Below are 21,770 nucleotides of genomic sequence, written 5' to 3' on the forward strand. Positions count from 1 at the left end.
ACTCCGTGTCCAAAAACCCTATGGACATAACAGCTATAGTTTCCCACTATGGATCTAGCCACCATCGCCTTTGCTTTCAGCCTCGTGCTGTTGTCTGGCTTGTCGACGTCCATCGGTGCCGCCCTGGCCGTCGGCAAGCGCGAGCCCGGGCCGAAGTTTATGGCCGCAGCCCTGGGGTTGTCTGCGGGCGTGATGCTCTACGTCTCCTTTATGGAGATCCTGCCGCAGTCCCTAGAGAAGCTGGAAAGCACCCTTGGGGCAGAGGCCACTGCCACGTGGACGATGATGGCGGCGTTCTTCGCCGGCATTGCGGTCATCGCCATTATCGACCGCCTCGTTCCCGAGGAGATTAACCCGCACGAGCCGGCCACTACAGAGGAAGAAGCACGCCGCAAGAGGCTGATGAAGACCGGCATGTTCACCGCCTTCGCACTGGCCATCCACAACTTCCCCGAGGGATTTGCCACATTTCTTTCGGGCCTCGAAGCCCCCGAGATTGCGATCCCCGTTGCGGTGGCCATCGCCATCCACAACATTCCGGAAGGTATTGCGGTTGCGGTTCCCTTGCGCAGTGCCATGGGATCGCGCACGAAGGCATTTTGGTGGGCCACGATTTCTGGGCTCGCTGAGCCTGTCGGCGCCATTATCGGATTCGCTCTGCTCATGCCGTTCATTGGCCCGATGACGTTTGGCATAAGCTTTGCCGTCATCGCAGGAATCATGGTGTTCATCTCCCTGGATGAGCTTTTGCCCACGGCGGAGGAGACCGGCGAACACCACTGCGCCATCTACGGCCTCATCGCCGGTATGGCGGTCATGGCAGTGTCCCTCGCGATGTTTATTTAACGCGCTCCGCGGTGGCCTTGACCGCCATGATGATGGTGACGATAACGGAGCCGAGAACAAAGCCGCACAACATGGACAAGCCGGTGTCCGCCAACCAGGCGAGCGCGCCATTGCTGATGCTCTCGGTCACGTGGTGGATGAAGCCATAAGGCTGCTCAGCGCCGAACTCGCTCAAGCCCTTGACCACGATGTGGCCGCCGACCCACAGCATGGCGGCGGTGCCAATGATGCCGATGATGTTGAGCACGATGGGCATGCCCTTGACCAAGGCGGTACCCACGGCCGAATCGCCATCGTGGCGCTTGAGCAGGGCGAGGCCGATATCGTCCATCTTGACCAAGAGCCCGACGGCGCCATAAACACCTAAGGTCAAGAGAATGCCGACGGCAACCAAGGCGCCGAGGCGCAGCCAGAAGGGCTGGTCGATGACCTCGTTGAGGGAGATCACCATGATCTCGGCGGAGAGGATGAGGTCCGTGGTGATCGCGGATTTGACCAGGGAATCTTCGGCGTCGGCGCCCTTTTCTTCTACGGTTTGCTCCTCCTCGCCGCGGTAGAGGATAGCATGGAAAATCTTTTCCGCGCCTTCGAAGCATAGGTATGTGCCGCCGCACATGAGGATAGGGGTGAGCGCCCAAGGAGCGATCCAGGACAGGATCAGGGCAATAGGCAGGATGATGACGAGCTTGTTGATGAGCGAGCCCTTGGTGATCCGCCAAATCATCGGCAGCTCTCGCTGCGGCTCGACGCCTTGGACGTATTGAGGCGTGACAGCGGCGTCATCGACGACGACTCCCGCTGCTTTCACCGAGGTCTTTCCGGCCAATGCTGCTACGTCGTCGACGCTGGAGGCAGCGGAGCGGGCGATCAGGGCGACGTCATCAAGCAGGGCAAAAAGGCCACCGGCCATGGCTCACTTCCTTGTGGTGTAGGGGTAAGTGTTTACCCTAGGTTACTCGGCAGGAACGAGCTCCACATTTTCTGCCCAGGTAAGTTCCATGCCCAGCGTGCGCAGCCAATTCATGGCGTCATCGCCGTAGCGTGTGATGCCCTCGACGGCGGTAAGCGTGCGCTCCATGGCGCGCTCGGCCTCCTCGGCGCTGATGAGGCCGTTGGAGGTTGCGGCGGCTAGCTCGTCGATGTCGAGCACATCAACCGGCTCGCCGGAGGTGGAGACCAAGTCGACATAAAGATCGCGGGTAGTCCACACATCACCGTCGACGTCGATATCAGCGACGTCAATGTAGAAATCTTGGTGGACATCCACGCCCTCGCGGAAGTGGAAGATATTGGCGCGCAGGCCCAGCTCCGGCAGCAACCAGGATTCAAGGTAGCCGAAGCGCGGGTGGTTGGCGCCGCGGGCCATGTAAAGGCCAAAGTCGGTGACCCGGTAGGTGTCTACCTCCCGCTGAAAACCTTTCGGGTCGACATTGATGTTGTCGGTGGTGTTAAAGGTTTCTTGCTTGACTGGGTGCAGGTCAGTGCTCATTAGTTCACCTCGAGGTAAGCCGCGGTAGGTGGGAAAGAACACGAGGATTCAGTAGTGTTGACCGCGCCAGAGAGGACCGCCACGACGGTGCCCTTGCCCGTTGCTGCGCGGCCCGAGACCGTGGTCGGCCCATCGGCGTTGATGCCGTTGTTGAACAGGGGAGTGGTGCCGAACTGGAAGGTATCCAGGTTGAACCACTGGACGCTCATGGCACCCTGCTGCTCAGCGGCGGTGGGGGTGCCTAGCGCGGTGAAGAGGAAGACGGTTTCTCCTTCGCCTGCGCCTGGGGCCGGCATATCGGTCGGGCCAGGCACGGCGATGGCGGAGCCCACCGAATCGCCCTGCCCGCCGATGCACTGCGCGGAGACCGTAGGCCAGTAGAACTGGCGGAAGCCGGGGTTGTTTCCCTCCGGCAGGGCCACACCGCCTTCGCCGCCGTCACCGGCGGAGAAGTTAAGGGCGGTGAGGATGGCGCTGCGGGCCTCCTGCGGGATCCATGGCTGTGCCGCGAAAGCGCGAACACGCTCCTGCGTCTCCGGGGTGGGGCGGCCGAGGCTGTCCAGCGGGCTACTGCTCTGTGGAATGTTCACCAGCGAGGAGAGATCGGGGGCGCCGGCATGTGCTGGCGTGATGCTGAGGAAGCCCATCATCACGGCAGCAGTTAGTCCGGCGACGCCACGGCGGGCGGAGCGGGAAGAGCGCTGTTCGGAAAGGGCCATGGAAAATCCTTGTGTTTGGGTATGGGAACGTGGCGGCAGGAAACTAAATCACATGCGTCACAATAGTATCTGCTGCCACAATATTCACTTTTTTGGCGTAGTCAACTCTAAATAGAGACCTACTGTGCGGTATGTCGGCTGTTGATATCGTTTCGTTACATCGCGCGCTAATGCGTGCGATGCGCGCGATGCTGCACATGAAAGGGCTAGAGAGTATATTTAAGGGCCGTTCATACCGCTAACGCATCATGCTTTAAAGGAGCACCCCACACGTGAGTAATACTGAGTTCCGTAACGTAGCCATCGTCGCACACGTTGACCACGGTAAAACCACCCTCGTCAACGGAATGCTGGAGCAGTCCGGCGCTTTCGGCGACCATGGCGAACACTCGGACCGCGTCATGGACTCCAATGATCAGGAGCGCGAGCGCGGCATCACCATTCTGGCGAAGAATACCGCCATTCACCGCAAGGGCCTGGGCAAGGACGGCGGGGACCTCATCATCAACGTTATCGACACCCCGGGCCACGCCGACTTCGGCGGCGAGGTCGAGCGCGGTATCTCCATGGTGGACGGCGTCGTGCTGCTTGTCGACGCCTCCGAAGGCCCCCTCCCGCAGACCCGCTTCGTGCTCACCAAGGCACTGGAAGCCAAGCTGCCGGTTATCATCTGCGTGAATAAGACCGACCGCCCCGACGCCCGTATCGACGAGGTCGTCACCGAAGCGCAGGATCTTCTGCTGGAAATCGCTGCCGGCCTCGAAGATGAGGAAGCAGCCGCTGCCGCCGAGGAACTCTTGGACCTGCCGGTTCTCTACGCTTCCGGCCGCGAGGGCAAGGCCTCGACCGAAAACCCGGGTGACGGCAACGTTCCTAACGCCGACGACCTGCAGGCGCTTTTCGACGTTATCTACGAGGTCCTCCCTGAGCCCTCCGCCAAGGTCGACGCCCCGCTGCAGGCCCACGTGACCAACCTGGACTCCGACGACTTCCTGGGTCGTATCGCACTGCTGCGCATCTACTCCGGCACCATCAAGAAGGGCCAGCAGGTGGCCTGGATGCACTACGACGACGAGGGCGAGATGCACGTCAAGCAGGTCAAGGTGGCCGAGCTGCTGCGCACCGTCGGCTTCGAGCGCCAGCCGGACACCGAGGCCATCGCCGGCGACATCGTGGCTATCTCCGGTATCTCCGACATCATGATCGGTGACACCATCGCCGACGTCGAGGACCCGAAGCCGCTGCCGCGCATTAAGGTCGACGAGCCGGCTATCTCCATGACCATCGGCGTGAACACCTCCCCGATGGCAGGCCAGGGCGGCGGCGACAAGCTGACCGCCCGCATGGTCAAGGCCCGCTTGGACCAGGAGCTCATCGGTAACGTCTCCATCAAGGTGCTGCCGACCGAGCGTCCCGATGCATGGGAGGTACAGGGCCGCGGCGAGATGGCACTGTCCGTGCTTATCGAGAACATGCGTCGCGAGGGCTTCGAGCTGACCGTCGGCAAGCCGCAGGTGGTCACCCAGGTCATCGATGGAAAGACCATGGAGCCCTACGAGATGCTCACCATCGACTCCCCATCGGAATTCCAGGGTGCCATCACCCAGCTGCTGGCCTCCCGCAAGGGCCAGATGCAGTCCATGGACGTCCGCGAGGGCGACTGGGTCCGCATGGTCTTCCGCGTCCCAGCGCGCGGCCTGATCGGCTTCCGCACCCAGTTCCTGACGGAGACCCGCGGCTCTGGCATCGCCAACTCCATCTCCGATGGTCTCGACGTGTGGGCCGGAGACATCAAGGCTCGCCCGACCGGCTCGCTCGTGGCCGACCGTTCCGGCCAGATCACCGCTTATGCTCTGCAGCAGCTGGCGGACCGCGGTGACTTCTTCGTGGAGCCGGGCATGGAGGCCTATGAGGGCATGGTCGTCGGCGCCAACAACCGTGATGAGGATATGGACATCAACATCACCAAGGAAAAGAAGCTGACCAACATGCGCTCCGCCACCGCCGACGCCACCGTCACGCTGGCTAAGGCCAAGACCCTGTCCCTCGATGAGGCGCTGGAGTTCTGTGGCACCGATGAGTGCGTCGAGGTGGGCCCGAAGGTCCTGCGCGTGCGCAAGGTTGAACTGTCTGCCACCGACCGCAAGCGCGCGGCCGCACGCGCTAAGCAGCTCAACAAGTAGGCCGCTGTGGGCGTCGCCAAGCGGCGCCCCACCGCTAGGACCACCTGCCCCGGGGTATTAAAATAGCGCGGAAGAGTTTTCCGGACGTAAAGGTTGTGTGGAGTGGACCGTTTCCTGCCCCGGCTCGGAGTCATTCTCGCAGCCGCCGTGCTGACTGCATGCCAAGCCAACCCCGGGCCGCCGCCGGTTGTGGACGAGGAAGATCGCAGCGCCACGCCCACGAACTCAAGCACCACCAGTCCGCCGCCGGAGAAAGCACCCGAGGAAGACGCACTGCCGAAGCGCAGCACCGTGGCCATTGGGGTGGACCCGCTGCGCGGCGGGCTTAACCCGCACCTCGTGGCGAATAATTCGGAACTGGTCAACCAAATCGCGGAGCTAGTGCTGCCCTCGGCCTTCCACGGGGACCAGATGGACACGGATGTCCTCGAATCCGCCGAGGAAATCGACGCTCCGGGCAGCATTGCCATGCGAGTGCGCTACACCATCGCCGCGCCAGCGCAATGGTCCGATGGGACGCCGATCACAGGCTCTGACTTCAATTATTTGTGGTCCCAGATCACGCGCACTCCGGGCGCTAAAAACGTGTCCGGTTACCGGGCAATTTCGGCCGTGCGGACTTCCGGTAATGGGCGAGTGGTCACCGTGGACTTCGACCACCGCGTGGAGGACTGGCACAAGCTCTTTGCCCACCTATTGCCCTCCCATGTGCTGGAGGACAAGGACTTCACCTCGGCCTTAGCTGAGGGTATCCCAGCCTCTGCTGGACGTTACCTCGTCGAGGGGATGGACCGCGGGCGAGGGATTATCACGCTTAACCGCAATGACCGGTTCTGGGGAGAGGATCCCGCACATATCGACGTGATCCAATTGCGCGCTGTGCGCGATACCGCACAGGCGGTGAACATGCTGCGCTCGCACCAGATTGGGTTTGCTGACTTCACCCCGCAGCAGACCACCCTGGAGAATCTGAGCCTGCTCAGCAACGTCAATACCGGTGTGGTGACCCGGCAGCGTCAGCTCCGCCTGGAGATGTCGGCCGCCGAGGGCGCACTCGAGGAACAGCCGCAACGCCGCGCCTTGGCTTCGCTGCTCAACACCGACCAGCTGGCCCGGCTTGCCACCGGCCGCGCTTCGGAGCTCGAACCGGGGGAGAATCCCTTCGATAGCAACGCAGAACTTGCCCCGCTGCGTGAGCGTGCGGGCCGCAAACCCGTGCGCATCGCCGCGGATCCCCTCAATCCAACTGCCCTGGCTGCGGCCACCACCATCGTGGACGTGCTGCAAGCCAAGGCCATCGACGCGGAGGTCGTCACCGAACGCCCGACTACCATAACCTCTGACTTGCTCCCGGCTGGCAAGGTAGATGCCGTGGTGGCGTGGGACGAAAACGGCATCGATGCGCTGAGTCTGGCTAACTACTTCGTGTGTGCAACGCCCACACGGCCTGCGGCAACGCAGTCGGGGTTCTGCCCTGAAGAGTCCGCGAAGACTGCTACCGATATTTTGTCGGGAAAGCTCGACTCCGCAGCGGCTCAAGAGCAGGTGGAGCACCTCAACAAAGAAGAAGTTCTCTTCGTCCCGTTGCTTAATGAGGTGCGAATCCACGCTTTGGGCAAGGGTATTGTTGGCCCCGGACAAAGCATCAAGGACTGGGACTCCGGTCTGATTAGTGCACCGCAGTGGAGGAAAGACGATGAATAAGGATCTCACCGGCTACCGTGTCGTGGCCGTTCACGCGCACCCGGATGATGAGGTGCTCTTTACAGGCGGCACGTTGGCGGACTTGTCCGCGCGCGGTGCGGAGGTCACCGTGATTACCGCGACGCTGGGGGAGGAGGGCGAAATCATCGGCGAGCCCTACCAAGGCCTCGCGGAAACAGATCAGCTGGGAGGGTTCCGCGCTTGGGAGCTTAAGCACGCGCTCGACGCATTAGGCGTTGATGGCATCCAGCTAGGCGGCTTCGGGCATTTTCGCGACTCCGGGATGGAAGGTTCCGCCGCCCATGATCACCCGCGGGCCCTGGTCAACCGTGTGGAGGAAGCAGCAGACCTGTTGCGCGGCCACCTTGAACAACTGCGTCCGCACGCGGTGCTGACTTATGGCCCGGACGGCGGCTACGGTCACCCAGACCACATCGCGGTGCACAAGGCTGTGCATGCGGCCGCCGCACCAGAGCAGCGCATTTGGTGGGCGGTCTTCGAGCGCGCGGCGCACTATCGGGGTCTGGAGGTCATCACGCCGCCCGAAGGCTGGAGCCTGCCGGACAAGGCGTACCTGGACAACTTCACCAACGCCGGCTGTGACGTGACCTATGAACTTCGCGACGCGGCACGTGCTGCCAAGCGCGCAGCCATGCTGGCGCACGCCACGCAGATCTGGCTTGCCGACGGCTCCCTCACCACCGTCAACCCCTACTCCGCCCAGGCGGGACTTCAGGACCCCGCCCAAGTCCCCGCCGCTTATGCCTTGTCCAATCTGCTCACGATGCCGCTGCTGCGCCAGGAGTTCTACCAGCTTGGTCAGGGAGAGCCGCAGGACTCATTGCTGGGGGAGAAGTGACCGAGCGCGCCATTCGCACAGACTTCTCTCGCGGCGAGCAAATAGGTGGCCTGGTGTGGCTGGTCGTGGGAGCGCTCTGCTCGCTGACGCTCGAGGTGGTCTACCTTACCGCCCGGGTGCCGTGGTTTGACGGGGCCAGCGTGGCCTTTCCCATCACCATCCTCATCGCCTTCTGGTTCAACGGGGTGTTGACTCGCACAGCGCGTCTGTGGAGTGAGAATCCCTACATCGCAGGCGTGCCAGGACTGGCCTGGGTCGCAGGTTTTCTCGCGTTCATGCTGGGAGCCGCCTTCGGGGAGGGCAGCCTGCTGGCCAATAATATTCTCAGCCTGCTGCTGTTCGCCGCGGGAATCGCGGGCAGCGTTTGGCCATTTTTCGCCTCGGAGTAGCATACTGTTATTCGTAGAAAACCCGTGACACACAGGAGTTTAAACACCTTATGACTTACACCATCGCGCAGCCCTGCGTCGACGTGATGGACCGCGGCTGCGTTGAAGAGTGCCCGGTCGACTGCATCTACGAGGGCAAGCGCATGCTCTACATCCACCCAGACGAGTGCGTGGACTGCGGCGCCTGCGAGCCGGCTTGCCCGGTGGAGGCCATCTTCTACGAGGATGACGTCCCGGATGAGTGGTTGGACTACAACGACGCCAACGCTGCCTTCTTTGATGATCTCGGCTCTCCGGGTGGCGCAGCAGCACTTGGACCGCAGGACTTTGACGTCCCGATGATCGCTAAGCTCCCACCCCAGAACCAGGAGTAGAGTATGAGCCGCACGCCGCTTGGACGCACGCTTCCGGATTTTCCGTGGAACTCGCTTGCCGGTGCCAAGAAGAAAGCCCAGGCGCATCCGGACGGGATCGTTGACCTATCGGTGGGCAATCCCGTTGATCCAGTTGCCCCTGGCGTGCAGTTAGCGCTGTCCGCAGCGGCCGAGGCTCCCGGCTATCCGCAGACTCAGGGCACTCCGGAGCTGCGCGAGGCCATCGCGAAGGCACTTGAGCGCCGCTACACCATGAACGTGGACGCGGTGCTGCCGGTCATCGGCACCAAGGAGGCCATCGCCTGGCTGCCCACTTTGCTGGGCATGCGCGGTGAGACCGTGGCTTTCCCGACGGTGGCTTATCCCACCTATGAAGTCGGTGCGCTCTTGGCCGGTGCTAAGCCGTTGCGCGCCGACGAGGATTTCCAGGATGCGTCGCTCGTGTTCATCAACTCGCCGTCGAATCCGACGGGCAGGGTGCTGGGCGTCGAGAAGCTGCGCGAGATCGTCGCTTGGGCGCGCGTGAACAATGCCATCGTGGCCTCGGACGAGTGCTACATGGGCTTGGGTTGGGATGATGAGAACCCGCCGGTGTCCATCTTGGACCCGCGCGTGACCGATGGCGACAATACCGGGCTTATCGCCATGCATTCGCTGTCCAAGAGCGCGAACATGGCCTCCTATCGCGCCGGTTTCTTTGCGGGCGATGCCAAGCTCATCGCCGAGCTGCTGGAGCTGCGTAAGCACGCGGGGCTCATTGTTCCGGGCCCCATCCAGGCGGCGATGGTTGCCGCGCTTGACGACGACCCCTCCGAAGCCCTCCAGCGCCAACGCTACGCCGCGCGCCGTGTGGATCTCATGCGGGCGCTGACCGGAGCTGGTTTTAGGATCGAGCACTCCGAGGCTGGGCTCTACCTGTGGGCAACGCGCGGTGAGAACTGCCGCGAGACCGTCGACTGGCTGGCCGAGCGCGGCATCCTCGTTGCACCGGGTGATTTCTATGGCCCAGCGGGCGAGCAGTTCGTGCGCATTGGCCTCAACGGTACGGACGAGCGCATTGCAGCGGCCGTCGCGCGCTTGGCTGAGTAAGTGGCTTTTCGCCCGCCGGCGCGGGAGGGGATTAGCCCGCGCAAGGTGATGCTCACCGGCACTGTGCCCGCCACACCTACCTATTGGGCAGGTGAGGCGGGCGATTCCGCGTTTTCTCCTGGCACTCGCTTGGAGCCCGGCACGGTGTTGCCTGGCCCTACGCTGGCGTGGTATCACCCCTCGGTACCTTCCGAAGAGCCCATTCCCTTTGATTACCGGGTGGTATATGAGGACGGGGACCTGATAGTCGCGGACAAGCCGCACTTCTTACCCACGACGTCGAATGGTCGCATCGTCCGCGAGACGCTCCAGACACGCTTGCGCGTGGACTTTAATGAGGACTCCATCGTGCCGCTGCAGCGGCTGGACCGGTTGACTTCGGGGTTGGTGCTGTGCTCGCGCAATCCCCGCACGCGCGCTGCGTATCAGCAACTCTTTCAGGAGCGTGCGGTGGTGAAGCACTACCGGGCTCAGGTGGCCGCGCCCTTCTCCTTCGACGGCACTGTACGGCTGGGGATGCGGCGCGTGCGTGGTGAACGTCAGGTCCTCGTGGATTCCACCGGTACGCCTACGGTGACCCGCGTGCGTGCTAGTGGAACGACTGCCGATGTATGGCCGCTCACCGGCCATACCCACCAGATCCGCGTGGTACTTAACCACCTGGGACATCCGATTGTGGGGGATGATACTTATCCCGTGGATCGAGGCTTGGATCTTTATGATTTCTCCACGCCGCTGCTGCTTTCCCATGTCGCTTTGAGTTTTAGCGATCCAGTTACCGGCCGCAACCGGGAGTTTCAGCTGTGAGATTGGGCGCTAATGCGGCGTGCGTTTTAGTTTGTGCTGAATGAGGGACTAAACTCAAACGAAGTTTTATTCATCATATTTGAGCATTTTGTACGAAGGGCGTGTCCATGGCGGATCTGAGCTTTGCTCGCTTTGCCTCGAATTTTGGCCAGTTCATTAAGTTCGGTCTGGTTGGCGGTTCGGGCGCGTTGGTCAATATTGCAGTTTCAATCCTGGCCGCAAAGTGTGGATTGTCCTGGTTCGGCGCTACGCCGCATGACGCGATGTTCAACCTCTTCGGCACCCAGTTTCACGTGCGCTGGTTCATGCTCTTTTCCACCATCGCCTTCCTCGTTGCGAATACGTGGAATTACCAGCTCAACCGCATGTGGACTTTTAAATCCGTTAGCAAAGTCTCGTGGTTGCGGGGTTTCTTCCCGTTCCTCATTACGGGCATTGGCGCGTATTTGGTAACTCTTGCTGTGCAGTACTTGCTGATGAATCCGACCTCGCCGTTGCAGCTGCCGCCGCATATTTTCGACGACTCTACCGGCTTCCGCACGATGTACTACTGGGCCAATGCCATTTCAATCGTGGTAGCCATGCCGATTAACTTCATCTTCAACAAGCTGTGGACCTTCCGCTCGAAGCCCAAGGCGCCGGTCGTGGTCCACGAGACGGAACCGGCTTAAAATCGACCCTTCGCCCCGCCTGCCCTTCGCGCTCACCAGCGACGGCCGGTGGGGTCTTTTCGATGCTGCGGTGAGCGGGAAGGGGGGCGTCGGCAAGCAGATGCTCCCTTCGCGCTCACCGGAAACACGACGAGGCAGCGCTCCATCGCCCTGGTGAGCGCTTAGGGGTAATTGGTGGAAATGCCTCCTTCGCGCTCACGGGCGTCCAATAAATTCGGTAGCTACTGCTACCGTTGGGTGCGAAGGGGCGTGCTGGCGGTTTGACCGGTGAGATGGCGGGGTGAGATGCACTTCGACGCCTGGTTCGGCGTGGCCCTATTCTCCCTTGGCGCTCACCGGCGCCTGCAAAATAGAGGAACCCGCCGTCCGCGGTGAGCGCGAAGGGCGGGATGGAGGAAGGTGGGCGGGGAAGAGCTGCCTAGTCGTCGAGCTCGGCGTCGAGGCGCTCTTGGTCGCGGCGGTGCTGATGGCGGCGGATGAATGGGGCGAGGATGAGGACGGCGATAGCGCCAACTGCGGTGCCGGCTAGATAAGCGGTGGGATTGTGGCCGTCGGCAGGCGCATAGGCGTTATAGGCGATTCCCGCGAACATCGCGATTGCCGGTATTAAGTAAACGGCCATGGCGGACCAATTACGACCCACAAGCGGGGTAGCGACGCGTTTGCGTAGCCATGCCGTGCCGATGGCATTGCCGATGACAGACGGCGCGATGGCGAGGAAGCAGAGCATGCTCATTTGACCAGGGAGGACCCAGGCAAGGATGGCTGCTGCAACGAGTTCGAGGAACATCGTCGGGGAAACACTGATGGCGAGGGCCTTGTAGCAAGTTTCGCGTTCGAATTCGTCGTGGGAGGCGCGATCAATTTCGCGGAGCGTGTAGTTGGCAAGGGCGTTAATCATGTTGTTCATCTCCAAAGATTTCTTCGACGGTCTTTCCTAGTTCACGGCAAATATCGAGAGCTAGGTACACAGATGGGGAGTAGTTGCCGCGCTCGATATTGGCAATTGTTTGGCGGGACACGCCCGCCCGTTCAGCGAGGTCAGCTTGAGACATCTCGAGCCACCTACGCCATTTACGGACCATATTCTGGTGCTCGGCCATGTGGTCTCCTTTACGGCGTGTCGTGCTTACATGTCTTAGTGTAAAGAAAACTTGTCATGAAGGCAAGGGTTACATGCAAACATGCCATTCCCAGAAGGGCTGCATCACCACAGCCGGCAGTTTCGGTTTACGCCCTTTAAGCTGTTCAAGTGTGGTTTTGATGAGAAGTACGGCATCGTCGAGGTGGTAGCGGATATCGTCGGCAGTAAAGCGCAAAACCGTATATCCATGAGCCACCGCGGCGTTCTGCTTCGAGCGGTCTGCTTGAAAGGCACGACTATTTTTGTGGTGCTCCCAGCCGTCGACCTCGACGATGAGCTTGCCCATCTTCAGGTCAAAGCGGTAGTTCGCAATGAGCGCGTTGTGCTCGGGAAAGATCCCGTCCGCTCGTAGCCTTCGGCTCAGCTGGCGCTCCGGCACGCTGTCCGCGCCGATGGGCGTGTAACGAATAGCCTCCTTCAAACGCCGGGGAATCTGACGCATTCTCCGCTGGTCTTTGTTCAAGCGCTCAGGCCCAGTCTTGCCTCGATAGTGTTCTTCCAGCAGCTGCCCGCAAGCGGGTGCTAAACGACGTGCAGCCCACAGCACCTGGACCACAGGCAGGTCATTCACCTTGGTTGTAGCCGAAAGCCGCGAATGTGTCACCTCAAAGTTTTTCCCTTTGAGCGTGCGCGGCCCCTCGGCTTCCAGCGGAAACGTCAACTTCCGCCCCAAGTGAATTTCCCGCGCGGTCTTACCCGTGAAATGTATTCGACTCAGCCCGTGAGCCAGGGCGCGTGCCACGGCCAGCGGCGACCACTCATCGCTGTAAATTCCCCGGTGCACACGAAAGAGTTTTCCCGCGCGGAGCTTCCGCCTGATTGCCTCCTTGCTCAGTCCCATCTCACGGAGCTCCGCGGTTGTCCATGCCTTCATAAAGCTCAAGGTATGCAGTGCTTATCGACGAGTCGATAGTCAACTCCCTACCTGTGGATAACTCGGGTTTGAAGCCCAGTTTTCCGGGGGTTATGTTGACGCGTCGCTAATTTTCCTGCGGTATTCATCTTCATTATCTCTTGGCTAGCCCCATTGGGGACTCCGCCAAGTAGCAAATAGCACAACTTGGCTGCTCAGCCCGGCCCACGCCTGTCGTGTGGATACTGGCCCCCACCCTTCGCGGCCATCGGAATCGATTCTGTGCGCTTAAAGCATTCGCTGGTGAGCGCGAAGGGCGGGTGGCGATGTGGTGGGGCGGAGTTGCGGGGCGGAGAGGACCGCTGCCTAGACCCTACCCCTGGCGCTCACCGGGATCGCTGATTAGCTGCTAGAGCGTTCGGCGGTGATCGCGAAGGGCGGTGGCTGAGGGGGAACTCATGTCCCGCGCCCTTGCCGGCCACCGAGAGCGGAGAACCGGTGCTACATCGTGCGCTGGTGAGCGCGAAGGGGGTGGAGCGACAGCGAGGAAGGGGCGCGGTTGCGAGATGGGGCGCAGAGGCGAGCAGGGCGGCGAGGAGCGGCTAGCGGGTTTCGAGTTCCTCTGCGGTAGGTAAGGGCAGCCGGGCTGTAGGGGAGATGCCGCGCGCCTTGGCATTGATGACGCCGGCGATGGCGAGTACCGCGAACATGGCGGCGGCGGAGAAGAGTTGGATGCGGGCGGAGGCGTCGCTAAGCATGAGCACTGCGATAGCTGCAAAGAGCGCCAATGCGAACCACGTGAGGTAGGGGTAGGCCCACATGCGCACCGGCAGTGGGTGGATGGCCTCGAGCCGGGGGCGCAGGCGCAGCTGGCTCACTGCAATGAAGACCCACACGATGAGCAGCGAAGCACCAGCGGCGTTCAGCATGAAGGACAGCAGCCATCCGGTATCCGCATAGTTGAGAACAACCATGACTGCGGAGAGGATGACCGACAGCGCAATGGCGGCAGTCGGCACGCCGCGGCGGTCTGTCGACGCGAAGAGTTTGGGGGCTTCGCCGCGGCTAGCCAGCGAGTGCATCATGCGGGAGGAGGCGTAGATCTGCGCGTTGAACGCGGAGAGTAGCGCGAGCACGATGACCACTTCCATGATGGCCGCAGCACCAGGGATTCCAGCCCGGTCCAAGACCATCGTGAACGGAGACTCGGCGGCAGACTGCGCGGAGCCGAGCGAAGAGTAGGGCAGGAGGAAGGTGATGACGAGGACGGAGCCCAAGTAGAAGACCGAAATGCGAGTAATGGTGGTGCGCACCGCGTTGACAAGGGACTTCTCGGGGTCCTCGGATTCCGCCGCGGCAATGGCGACGACCTCGATGCCGCCGAAAGCAAAGGCCACGGCGAGCAGGCCGGCGGCCACGCCGCCGAGGCCGTTGGGCATGAAGCCGTCGGCAAGGAAGACAGACGTGCCGATGAAGGTGTGGCCAGGAAGCAGCCCGAAGATCAGCAATACACCGATGATGAGGAAGGCAATGATGACCGCGACCTTGATGAAGGCGAACCAGTACTCGAACTCGCCGAACAGACGCACGCGCAAGAGGTTGATGGTGCCAAAGAGCGCCACGCAGATGGCCGCGGGGATCCACGGCGGGCAGTCGAACCATGCGCCGATGAAACCAGCAGCGCCCGTAATTTCCGCGCCGAGGACGGCGACGGTGGCAAGCCAATAAATCCAGCCTTGCGTGAAGCCTGCCCAGCGTCCGATTCCGTGCTCGGCGTATTCAGAGAAGGAACCGGAAGCGGGGATGACCGTGCCCATCTCACCGAGCATTTGCATGACCAAGATGGCAAGGAAGCCAGCGATGAGGTAGGCCAAGAGAACCGCGGGACCGGCGGCGGAAATACCTACGCCGGTGCCTAGGAAAAGACCGGCACCGATAGTGGAGCCCAGCCCCATCATGGTTAGGTGGCGGACTTTCAAGCCGCTGCCGAGTGAGCTAGGAGAGGAATCGTTTTGAGCAGTCACCTTTAGCATTGTAGGCAGCTGCCAAGGCGTTTGGGCATAAAGGGGCCATTTTATAGCGCTTGTGCACAATGCGGAGGGCTTAAGTCCACGATCGCGAAAGGCCCCCGCAGAAACGGGGGCCTCAAGCAACAGCGCTTAGTTCTTGTGCAGATCCTCGTTGAGGGCCACAGCCTCAGACTTCCAGTCCACGGCCTCGACGGCGCCGGTGACGGAGTTGCGGCGCAGCAGAACGCCGGAGACGCCGGAGAGCTTAGAGCCCTTGACAGTCTCGCCCTCGGACAGACCCAGGGCCTGAGCAATCTTGCCAAAGACCGCAATCTTGGTGCCGGCGGTGACGTAGAGGCCGGCTTCGACGACGGAGTCGTCGCCAAGCGAAATGCCTACACCCGAGTTCGCGCCCAAAAGGCAGCGCTCACCGATGGAGATGACCTCCTTGCCGCCGCCGGAGAGGGTGCCCATGATGGAGGCGCCGCCGCCGATATCGGAGCCATCGCCCACGACAACACCTGCGGAGATGCGGCCCTCGACCATGGAGGCGCCCAGGGTGCCGGCGTTGAAGTTGACGAAGCCCTCGTGCATCACGGTCGTGCCCTCGGCGAGGTGGGCGCCCAGGCGAACGCGGTCGGCGTCACCAATGCGAACGCCGGACGGGACGACGTAGTCCACCATGCGCGGGAACTTATCGACGGAGTAGACCACGACCGGGCCGCGGGAAGCGAGGCGGCCGCGGACCATCTGGAAATCGGCAACCGCGCAGGGGCCGTAGTTGGTCCACACCACGTTGGCCAGCTTGCCGAAGATCCCGTCCACGTTCAGGCCGTGAGGCTTGACTGCGCGGTGAGAGAGCAGGTGCAGGCGCAGGTAAGCGTCGTAGGTATCGGCGGGCGCCTCGTCAAGGTCCGCAATCTTAGTCTCCACTGCGATGCGGGCGACGCCGCGCTCCTCATCAGGGCCAACCAGGTCAGCGAATTGCTGCGGAACCTCCTCCAAGCGCTCGGTGCCGCTGGCGTCTACAGAAATATCGGTGTGAACTGCCGGGAACCAAACGTCCAGGACGGTGCCGTCGTGGGTAATGGTTGCCAGGCCGCGTGCGGATGCTGAAGTCATAGGCTCACACCCTAGCAGCTACGCCTCTGTCGTGCGCCGTGAGTTACCCGGTAGTAGGTGAAAGATCACAACCAGGGCCACGGTCAGGATGAGGACGGCGAGGACTTGGTTGCGGGCGGAGGCGTCGAAAAGCATAAGAATTGTGAGGCCGACCAGCGCTAGGGCGGTGAGCCACGGCAGCCACGGGAAGCCCGGGACGCGCAGCGTGGTGAGCTCGCCGTTGGCCTGCATCTGTGGGTGCAGCTTGATATAGGAGGCCACGATGAAACACCAGATGACCAGCAGGCAGCCGCCAACCGCGTTGAAGAGGAAGGCCAACAATCCCGGCGGGTTCCAGTACTGCAGCACCACCGATGCAAAGGCGAAGATGATGGAGAGCACCACCGCAAAAATGGGGGAACCGGAGGCGTTCGTCCGAAGGAAGATGTGGTGCGCGCTATGGTCCTTCGCCATGTCATAGACCAGACGGGAGGTGGCGTAGATCTGTGCGTTGAAGGCAGAGAGCAGCGCTAGGGCGATGATGGCTTCCATGAATCCTGCAGCGAAGGGGATTTTCGCGGCGGCGAGGACCAGCGTGAAGGGCGAGTCCGCGGCGACGTCGGCGTCCTGGATGGAGCTGAAAGGCAATGCCAGCGTGATAACCAGGATGGAACCGATGTAGAAGACCATGATGCGCACGATAATGGCGCGCACCGCAGTGGCGACGTTGTGCGCTGGATCCTCGGACTCGGCTGCGGCAATGGTGACCAGCTCGATGCCACCGAAGGCGAAAGCCACGGCGAGCAGGCCGGCAGCAAAACCGGGGCCGCCGTTGGGCAGGAAGTTCTCTGTGAAGTTATGACCTGCCAAGGAGAGGTCCATTCCAGGCAGGATGCCCAAAGCCATGAGCACGCCGACGCCCAGGAAAGCCACGATGGTGGCCACCTTGATGATGGCGAACCAGAACTCGAATTCGCCGAAACCACCCACGGCGGCAAAGTTGACCACGGCGAAGAACACCACAGCCACCAAAGCCGGTATCCACGGATCGACCCCGAACCAATTCGAGATGATGGCCGCAGCACCGGTAATCTCCGCGCCCATCACCATGACCAGCATGAACCAGTAAATCCAGCCCAACGTAAACCTGGCCCACGGCCCAAAAGCCTGTCCTGCATAAGTGGAGAAAGCGCCCAGCGAAGGGCGTGCGGCGGCCATCTCTCCGAGCATCCACATCACCAAGGCGATGAGCGCGCCAGCTACCGCATAGGAGATGAGAACGGAGGTGCCGGACACCTGAATGCCTAGGCCCACGCCCAGGAAGAGTCCCGCACCCACTGCGGATCCGAGCCCCATCATGGTGAGGTGGCGGGTTTTGAGTTGTGTGGCCGCTGCCATAGGGTGATCACCTTCAACGCTATTGATTGTTTGTAATGGGAAGTACTTTACGCAATGCGCTGAGCATCCGGGGGCGCTAGCATGGCGGGTTGTGACTTTAAATCTCTTCTCCGATCCCATCGAGCTGACCAAGGCCTTGGTGGATATCCCGAGCCCTTCCCATCACGAAGAGGCGATCGCCGACGCCGTCGAGGAGGCCCTGCGCGGTCTGGACCAAGACACGGTGGAGGTGCAACGCTATGGCAACACCGTGTGTGCCCGGACAAACCGGGGTTTTGAAAGCCGCGTGGTCCTAGCCGGCCACATCGATACCGTTCCTCTGGCCGATAACGTGCCCCACACCATGTCGGAGGACGGGGAGATCATGTACGGCTGCGGCACCGTCGACATGAAGTCGGGCATGGCGGTCTACCTCAACGCCTTTGCGCAGCTGTACAACTCCGATGATCTCAAACACGACCTCACCGTCATCGCCTACGAGGGCGAGGAGGTTGCCACCGAGTTCAACGGCTTGGGCCACCTGCAAAAGGATCACCCGGAATGGCTGAAGGGGGACCTGGCACTGCTGGGGGAGCCTTCCGGCGCCATGATCGAGGCCGGCTGCCAGGGCACCATTCGCGTGCGCGTTACCGCCCACGGCACCCGCGCGCACTCGGCCCGTGCTTGGCTCGGCTCCAACGCCGCCCACACCTTGGCACCGGTGATGCTCAACGTGGCCAACTACCAGTCACGCGACGTGGAGATTGACGGCTGCACCTACAAGGAGGGCCTCAACATCGTCCACCTCGAATCCGGCGTGGCCACCAACACCATCCCGGATGAGGCCTGGATGTTCGTCAACTTCCGCTTCGCCCCGGACCGCAGCTCCGAGGAGGCGCTGGTGCACCTGATGGAGGTCCTCGGCGAACACGAGAACATCACCGTGGAGGTCGATGACATCGCCGGCGCCGCCCTGCCCGGCTTGGGCCAGCCGGCGGCACGCGCGCTTGTCGACGCCGTCGGCGGCAACGTCCGCGCCAAGTATGGTTGGACCGACGTGGCCCGCTTCTCCGAGATGGGGACCCCAGCCGTCAATTTCGGCGCTGGAGACCCAGGCTTTGCCCACAAGAAGGACGAACAAGTGCCCGTCACCCAGATCACCGAAGTCTCGACCGCACTCTTGAACTACCTGAAGGGATAAGACCACCATGACGCCTGAGCAACTGCGCACCCTGCGCGGACCACTTCTCGTGCGTACTGCTGGAGAGCAGTCCTCCACCTTTGACCAACGGCTGCTGCAGTCCGGCGCGGATCACGAATGGCAGCACGCCGATCCCTGGCGCGTCCTGCGCATCCAAGGCGAGTTCGTGGATGGTTTCGACGCCCTGGCCAAGCTGCCGAAGGCCGTGACCGTCTTCGGTTCCGCTCGCACCCCGGAGGAGGATCCGAATTATCAGCTGGCCGTGGCCTTGGGGCGCCGCCTCGTGGAGGCTAAGTATGCCGTCATTACCGGCGGTGGCCCCGGCATCATGGAGGCGGCCAACCGCGGCGCGCACGAGGCCGGAGGGTTGTCTGTGGGCCTAGGCATCGAGCTTCCGCACGAGCAGGGCCTGAACCCCTACGTGGACTTGGGCCTGAACTTCCGCTATTTCTTTGCCCGCAAGACCATGTTCCTCAAGTACTCCCAGGCCTTCATCTGCCTGCCCGGCGGCATGGGCACCATGGATGAATTCTTCGAGGTCATGTGCATGGTCCAAACCGGCAAGGTGACCAACTATCCCATCGTGCTCATGGGTACTGAATACTGGTCCGGCTTGGTGGAGTGGATGAAGAAGACCCTGGCCGAGGGTGGATTCATCAGCGCCGAGGACCTCGATCTTTTCTTGGTCACGGACGATATCGATGAAGCCGTCGCCCACATCCTGGCCGCGCACAAGGTCATGTCGGACAAGCGCCTGCGGGAGCAGGAGAGCAAGTGACCCAAGCGCACAACCTCGCGCGGGTCATGGCGATTGTGAACCGCACCCCAGACTCCTTCTATGACAAGGGCGCCACCTTCGAGCTCGACCCAGCAATCCAGCGCGCGGAGCAGGCGCTTGACGACGGCGCCTCCATCATCGACATCGGAGGCGTCAAGGCCGGCCCGGGTCAGCATGTCGACGCAGCCGAGGAAATCGAGCGCGTCGTGCCCACCATCGCGGAGCTGCACCGCCGCCGCCCGGAAGCGCTGATTTCGGTGGACACGTGGCGCGCTGAGGTAGCAGAGGCCGCGATCGCTGCTGGTGCCGGTCTAGTCAATGACACGTGGGCCGGCTGGGACCCCGAGCTCATCGAGGTGGCTGGCCACCACAAGGTAGGCTACGTGTGCTCGCACACCGGTGGCGTGACCCCGCGCACCCGCCCGCATCGTGTGCACTTCGATGATGTGGTTGCCGATGTCATCAGCGAGACCACGCGGCTGGCCGAGCGCGCCGCCGACCTCGGTTGCCCGGAGGAGCTGACGTTTATCGACCCCACGCACGATTTCGGCAAAAACACCTTCCACGGCTTGGAGTTGCTGCGGCGCATCGATGAGATCGTGGCGACCGGCTGGCCGGTGCTCATGGCCTTGTCGAACAAGGATTTTGTGGGTGAGACCCTCGACCGCGCCGTGGACCAGCGCGTCGCGGGCACGCTGGCAGCGACGGCATGGTCGGCGGCACGGGGCGTGGCGGCCTTTCGGGTCCATGAGGTGGCCCCGACTCTCGACGTCATCCGCATGACCGCCGCCATCCAGGGCCAGATAGCTCCCTTGGCCACGACGCGGGGGCTAGCCTAAGCCATGACCGACAGCGTTTCTGTGGTTATCCCTGCGCTCAACGAGGAGCGCACAGTCGCGCACGTGGTGCGTGCTTGCCTGGCGGATGAACCTCAAGAGGTCATCGTCATTGATGCGGACTCGAGCGATGAAACTGTGGCTGAGGCGCAGGCGGCAGGGGCTCAGGTGCTCAATTGGCGGGAGATCCTGCCTGAGGAGCCCCGCCCCGGCAAGGGCGAATCCCTCTGGCGCGGCGTGGCGGCAGTTGAGGGCGACATCGTCGTCTTCATCGATGCGGACCTAGAATCCGCCGCGTCCGGAATGGTCACAGCGCTCAGCGAGCCCTTCGTAGATCCGCACGTCCAGCTGGTCAAGGCCCGCTATGCGCGCAGCCTTCAAGGAAAGCCTACCGGTGGTGGGCGCGTGACCGAGCTGACCGCCAAGCCGCTTTTGCGACAGTTCTTCCCAGAGCTCGCATACATTGACCAACCACTCGGCGGCGAATACGCCTTAAGACGCGCGGCCGCCATGGAGCTGCCGTTCGTGGAAGGGTACGGGGTGGAAGCGGGCCTGCTGATAGACGTCGCCAAGCGCTATGGCCCCTATGCCCTCGCCGAGGTTGACCTGGGCACCCGCACCCACCGTAACCGACCATTGGAGGAGCTGGCCCCGATGGCCGATGTGGTTGCGCGCACCATCCTGTCCCGTGCTGGCGTGGTTGGGCCTGTTGCCCAAAGGCCACCATTGCTGGGTAGGATTTAGCGCATGATGTCCTGGATTCTTCTTATCGTGGTGCTCATTGCCCTCATCATCATCGGCACGTGGGCGTGGGGAAGCTTCGTGGGCCGGGGGCCTGTCATGGGCGCTCCCGACAAGGCCGTGGATACCGATCGAGAGAATCTTCGGTCCCTCGAGGAGGGGCGCTTCGATGACCTGCGCTTTGACGTGGTTGCGCGCGGCTACCGCCAGGACCAAGTGGATGCCCTGTTGGCGGCAGTGGAGCGCCATTGGGGTGCCAAGGCGGCGTCATCGGGCGAACCTTCAGAACCTTCGGTTCAGGCCTAGGCCGAGCCTACAGCGACGAGTCTGCCGCCGGCGGCCGAAAAAGAGCTAGACTAGAAGGACGTACAAAATACAGTCGAAGGAGACTCAATATGGCAGCGATGAAGCCCCGTACCACTGGTGGAGAGATGGAAGCGGTAGAGGAGTCCCGCAAGATCGTCATGCGCATTCCTTCTGACGGGGGTGGGCGCATTGTTATTGAGCTCAGCAAAGAAGAAGCAGCGGAGTTGGGTTCACTCCTCGTAGCAGTTTCTAGCTAGTCTTGTGATGTCTAGGGACTTTTTGGACGCGGAGTCC

24 protein-coding genes are annotated in these 21,770 nt (G+C 62.1%); 15 read left to right on the forward strand and 9 right to left on the reverse strand.

Annotated elements, in window-relative coordinates:
* Positions 1-48 precede the first annotated feature (48 nt).
* Positions 49-846 carry a zinc transporter ZupT gene (gene zupT / locus HMPREF2760_RS08085; protein WP_070524888.1) on the forward strand — a complete coding sequence of 266 codons (798 nt, stop codon included), beginning with the start codon at positions 49-51 and terminating at the stop codon, positions 844-846.
* On the opposite strand, the gene HMPREF2760_RS08090 is transcribed toward zupT, so the two are convergent.
* Genes HMPREF2760_RS08090 through HMPREF2760_RS08100 form a run of 3 tightly spaced genes read right to left on the reverse strand, consistent with a single transcriptional unit; the run spans position 839 to position 3,054 of the window.
* Positions 839-1,756, reverse strand: coding sequence for a DUF808 domain-containing protein (locus HMPREF2760_RS08090; RefSeq protein WP_070597046.1), 918 nt, complete (start codon positions 1,754-1,756; stop codon positions 839-841). The two genes, zupT and HMPREF2760_RS08090, sit on opposite strands and share 8 nt — an antisense overlap.
* 42 nt (positions 1,757-1,798) lie before the next feature.
* A complete protein-coding gene (locus HMPREF2760_RS08095; protein ID WP_070562841.1) occupies positions 1,799-2,335 on the reverse strand; it encodes a ribonuclease FAU-1 family protein in 537 nt (178 codons plus the stop codon).
* Positions 2,335-3,054, reverse strand: a complete 720-nt coding sequence (locus HMPREF2760_RS08100) for an Rv1157c family protein (RefSeq protein WP_070562844.1) — start codon at positions 3,052-3,054, stop codon at positions 2,335-2,337. The genes HMPREF2760_RS08095 and HMPREF2760_RS08100 overlap by 1 nt, the downstream gene beginning before the upstream one ends.
* Positions 3,055-3,326: 272 nt before the next feature.
* On the opposite strand from HMPREF2760_RS08100, the gene typA reads away from it, so the two are divergent.
* The 8 genes from typA (at position 3,327) to HMPREF2760_RS08140 (ending at position 11,130) form a co-directional block, all read left to right on the forward strand.
* Positions 3,327-5,237 carry a translational GTPase TypA gene (gene typA / locus HMPREF2760_RS08105; protein ID WP_070524897.1) on the forward strand — a complete coding sequence of 637 codons (1,911 nt, stop codon included), beginning with the start codon at positions 3,327-3,329 and terminating at the stop codon, positions 5,235-5,237.
* Between the two features lie 102 nt (positions 5,238-5,339).
* The gene (locus HMPREF2760_RS08110) at positions 5,340-6,941 is read left to right on the forward strand and encodes an ABC transporter family substrate-binding protein (protein WP_070562847.1); all 1,602 of its coding nucleotides are present in this window, start codon (positions 5,340-5,342) and stop codon (positions 6,939-6,941) included.
* Entirely contained in the window at positions 6,934-7,800 is an 867-nt protein-coding gene (locus HMPREF2760_RS08115; protein WP_070562850.1) for a PIG-L family deacetylase, read from the forward strand. The genes HMPREF2760_RS08110 and HMPREF2760_RS08115 overlap by 8 nt, the downstream gene beginning before the upstream one ends.
* Positions 7,797-8,189 (forward strand): hypothetical protein, encoded by a 393-nt coding sequence (locus tag HMPREF2760_RS08120; protein WP_070562118.1) that lies wholly within the window; start codon positions 7,797-7,799, stop codon positions 8,187-8,189. The genes HMPREF2760_RS08115 and HMPREF2760_RS08120 overlap by 4 nt, the downstream gene beginning before the upstream one ends.
* A gap of 50 nt (positions 8,190-8,239) precedes the next feature.
* On the forward strand, positions 8,240-8,563 hold the full coding sequence (fdxA, locus tag HMPREF2760_RS08125) for a ferredoxin (RefSeq protein ID WP_070524905.1): 324 nt from the start codon (positions 8,240-8,242) through the stop codon (positions 8,561-8,563).
* Between the two features lie 3 nt (positions 8,564-8,566).
* Entirely contained in the window at positions 8,567-9,652 is a 1,086-nt protein-coding gene (gene dapC, locus HMPREF2760_RS08130; protein ID WP_070562115.1) for a succinyldiaminopimelate transaminase, read from the forward strand.
* Entirely contained in the window at positions 9,653-10,459 is an 807-nt protein-coding gene (locus HMPREF2760_RS08135; RefSeq protein ID WP_070597047.1) for a pseudouridine synthase, read from the forward strand. It abuts the gene before it with no gap.
* A gap of 107 nt (positions 10,460-10,566) precedes the next feature.
* A complete protein-coding gene (locus HMPREF2760_RS08140; RefSeq protein ID WP_070562861.1) occupies positions 10,567-11,130 on the forward strand; it encodes a GtrA family protein in 564 nt (187 codons plus the stop codon).
* Between the two features lie 418 nt (positions 11,131-11,548).
* Here the strand turns inward: HMPREF2760_RS08140 and HMPREF2760_RS08145 are convergent, their stop codons facing one another.
* The 6 genes from HMPREF2760_RS08145 to HMPREF2760_RS08170 form a co-directional block, all read right to left on the reverse strand.
* A complete protein-coding gene (locus HMPREF2760_RS08145) occupies positions 11,549-12,031 on the reverse strand; it encodes a hypothetical protein (protein ID WP_070597048.1) in 483 nt (160 codons plus the stop codon).
* Positions 12,024-12,233, reverse strand: a complete 210-nt coding sequence (locus HMPREF2760_RS12970; RefSeq protein WP_070562868.1) for a helix-turn-helix transcriptional regulator — start codon at positions 12,231-12,233, stop codon at positions 12,024-12,026. Before HMPREF2760_RS12970 ends, HMPREF2760_RS08145 begins: the two co-directional genes overlap by 8 nt.
* 69 nt (positions 12,234-12,302) lie before the next feature.
* A complete protein-coding gene (locus tag HMPREF2760_RS08155; RefSeq protein ID WP_070562871.1) occupies positions 12,303-13,148 on the reverse strand; it encodes a type IV toxin-antitoxin system AbiEi family antitoxin domain-containing protein in 846 nt (281 codons plus the stop codon).
* Positions 13,149-13,729: 581 nt separating this feature from the next.
* A complete protein-coding gene (locus HMPREF2760_RS08160; RefSeq protein WP_070562873.1) occupies positions 13,730-15,160 on the reverse strand; it encodes an amino acid permease in 1,431 nt (476 codons plus the stop codon).
* Positions 15,161-15,286: 126 nt separating this feature from the next.
* On the reverse strand, positions 15,287-16,258 hold the full coding sequence (gene dapD, locus HMPREF2760_RS08165) for a 2,3,4,5-tetrahydropyridine-2,6-dicarboxylate N-succinyltransferase (protein WP_070524922.1): 972 nt from the start codon (positions 16,256-16,258) through the stop codon (positions 15,287-15,289).
* A gap of 18 nt (positions 16,259-16,276) precedes the next feature.
* Positions 16,277-17,635: an amino acid permease gene (locus HMPREF2760_RS08170; protein ID WP_070530389.1), complete on the reverse strand. Its 1,359-nt coding sequence runs from the start codon at positions 17,633-17,635 to the stop codon at positions 16,277-16,279.
* 91 nt (positions 17,636-17,726) lie between these two features.
* Between HMPREF2760_RS08170 and dapE the strand changes: the two genes are divergently transcribed.
* The 6 genes from dapE (at position 17,727) to HMPREF2760_RS08200 (ending at position 21,733) form a co-directional block, all read left to right on the forward strand.
* Positions 17,727-18,815: a succinyl-diaminopimelate desuccinylase gene (gene dapE / locus HMPREF2760_RS08175; RefSeq protein ID WP_070562882.1), complete on the forward strand. Its 1,089-nt coding sequence runs from the start codon at positions 17,727-17,729 to the stop codon at positions 18,813-18,815.
* Positions 18,816-18,822: 7 nt separating this feature from the next.
* Positions 18,823-19,593: an LOG family protein gene (locus HMPREF2760_RS08180; RefSeq protein WP_070562885.1), complete on the forward strand. Its 771-nt coding sequence runs from the start codon at positions 18,823-18,825 to the stop codon at positions 19,591-19,593.
* A 26-nt stretch (positions 19,594-19,619) separates the two neighbouring features.
* A complete protein-coding gene (gene folP / locus HMPREF2760_RS08185) occupies positions 19,620-20,432 on the forward strand; it encodes a dihydropteroate synthase (RefSeq protein ID WP_209167975.1) in 813 nt (270 codons plus the stop codon).
* 3 nt (positions 20,433-20,435) lie between these two features.
* Entirely contained in the window at positions 20,436-21,173 is a 738-nt protein-coding gene (locus HMPREF2760_RS08190; protein WP_070562891.1) for a glucosyl-3-phosphoglycerate synthase, read from the forward strand.
* Positions 21,174-21,176: 3 nt separating this feature from the next.
* A complete protein-coding gene (locus HMPREF2760_RS08195; RefSeq protein WP_070597049.1) occupies positions 21,177-21,476 on the forward strand; it encodes a DivIVA domain-containing protein in 300 nt (99 codons plus the stop codon).
* Positions 21,477-21,565: 89 nt separating this feature from the next.
* Positions 21,566-21,733, forward strand: coding sequence for a DUF3117 domain-containing protein (locus HMPREF2760_RS08200; protein WP_010187237.1), 168 nt, complete (start codon positions 21,566-21,568; stop codon positions 21,731-21,733).
* The last annotated feature ends 37 nt before the right edge of the window (positions 21,734-21,770 follow it).

Source organism: Corynebacterium sp. HMSC065D07, from assembly GCF_001810695.1.
GTDB classification, from domain to species: domain Bacteria; phylum Actinomycetota; class Actinomycetes; order Mycobacteriales; family Mycobacteriaceae; genus Corynebacterium; species Corynebacterium hesseae.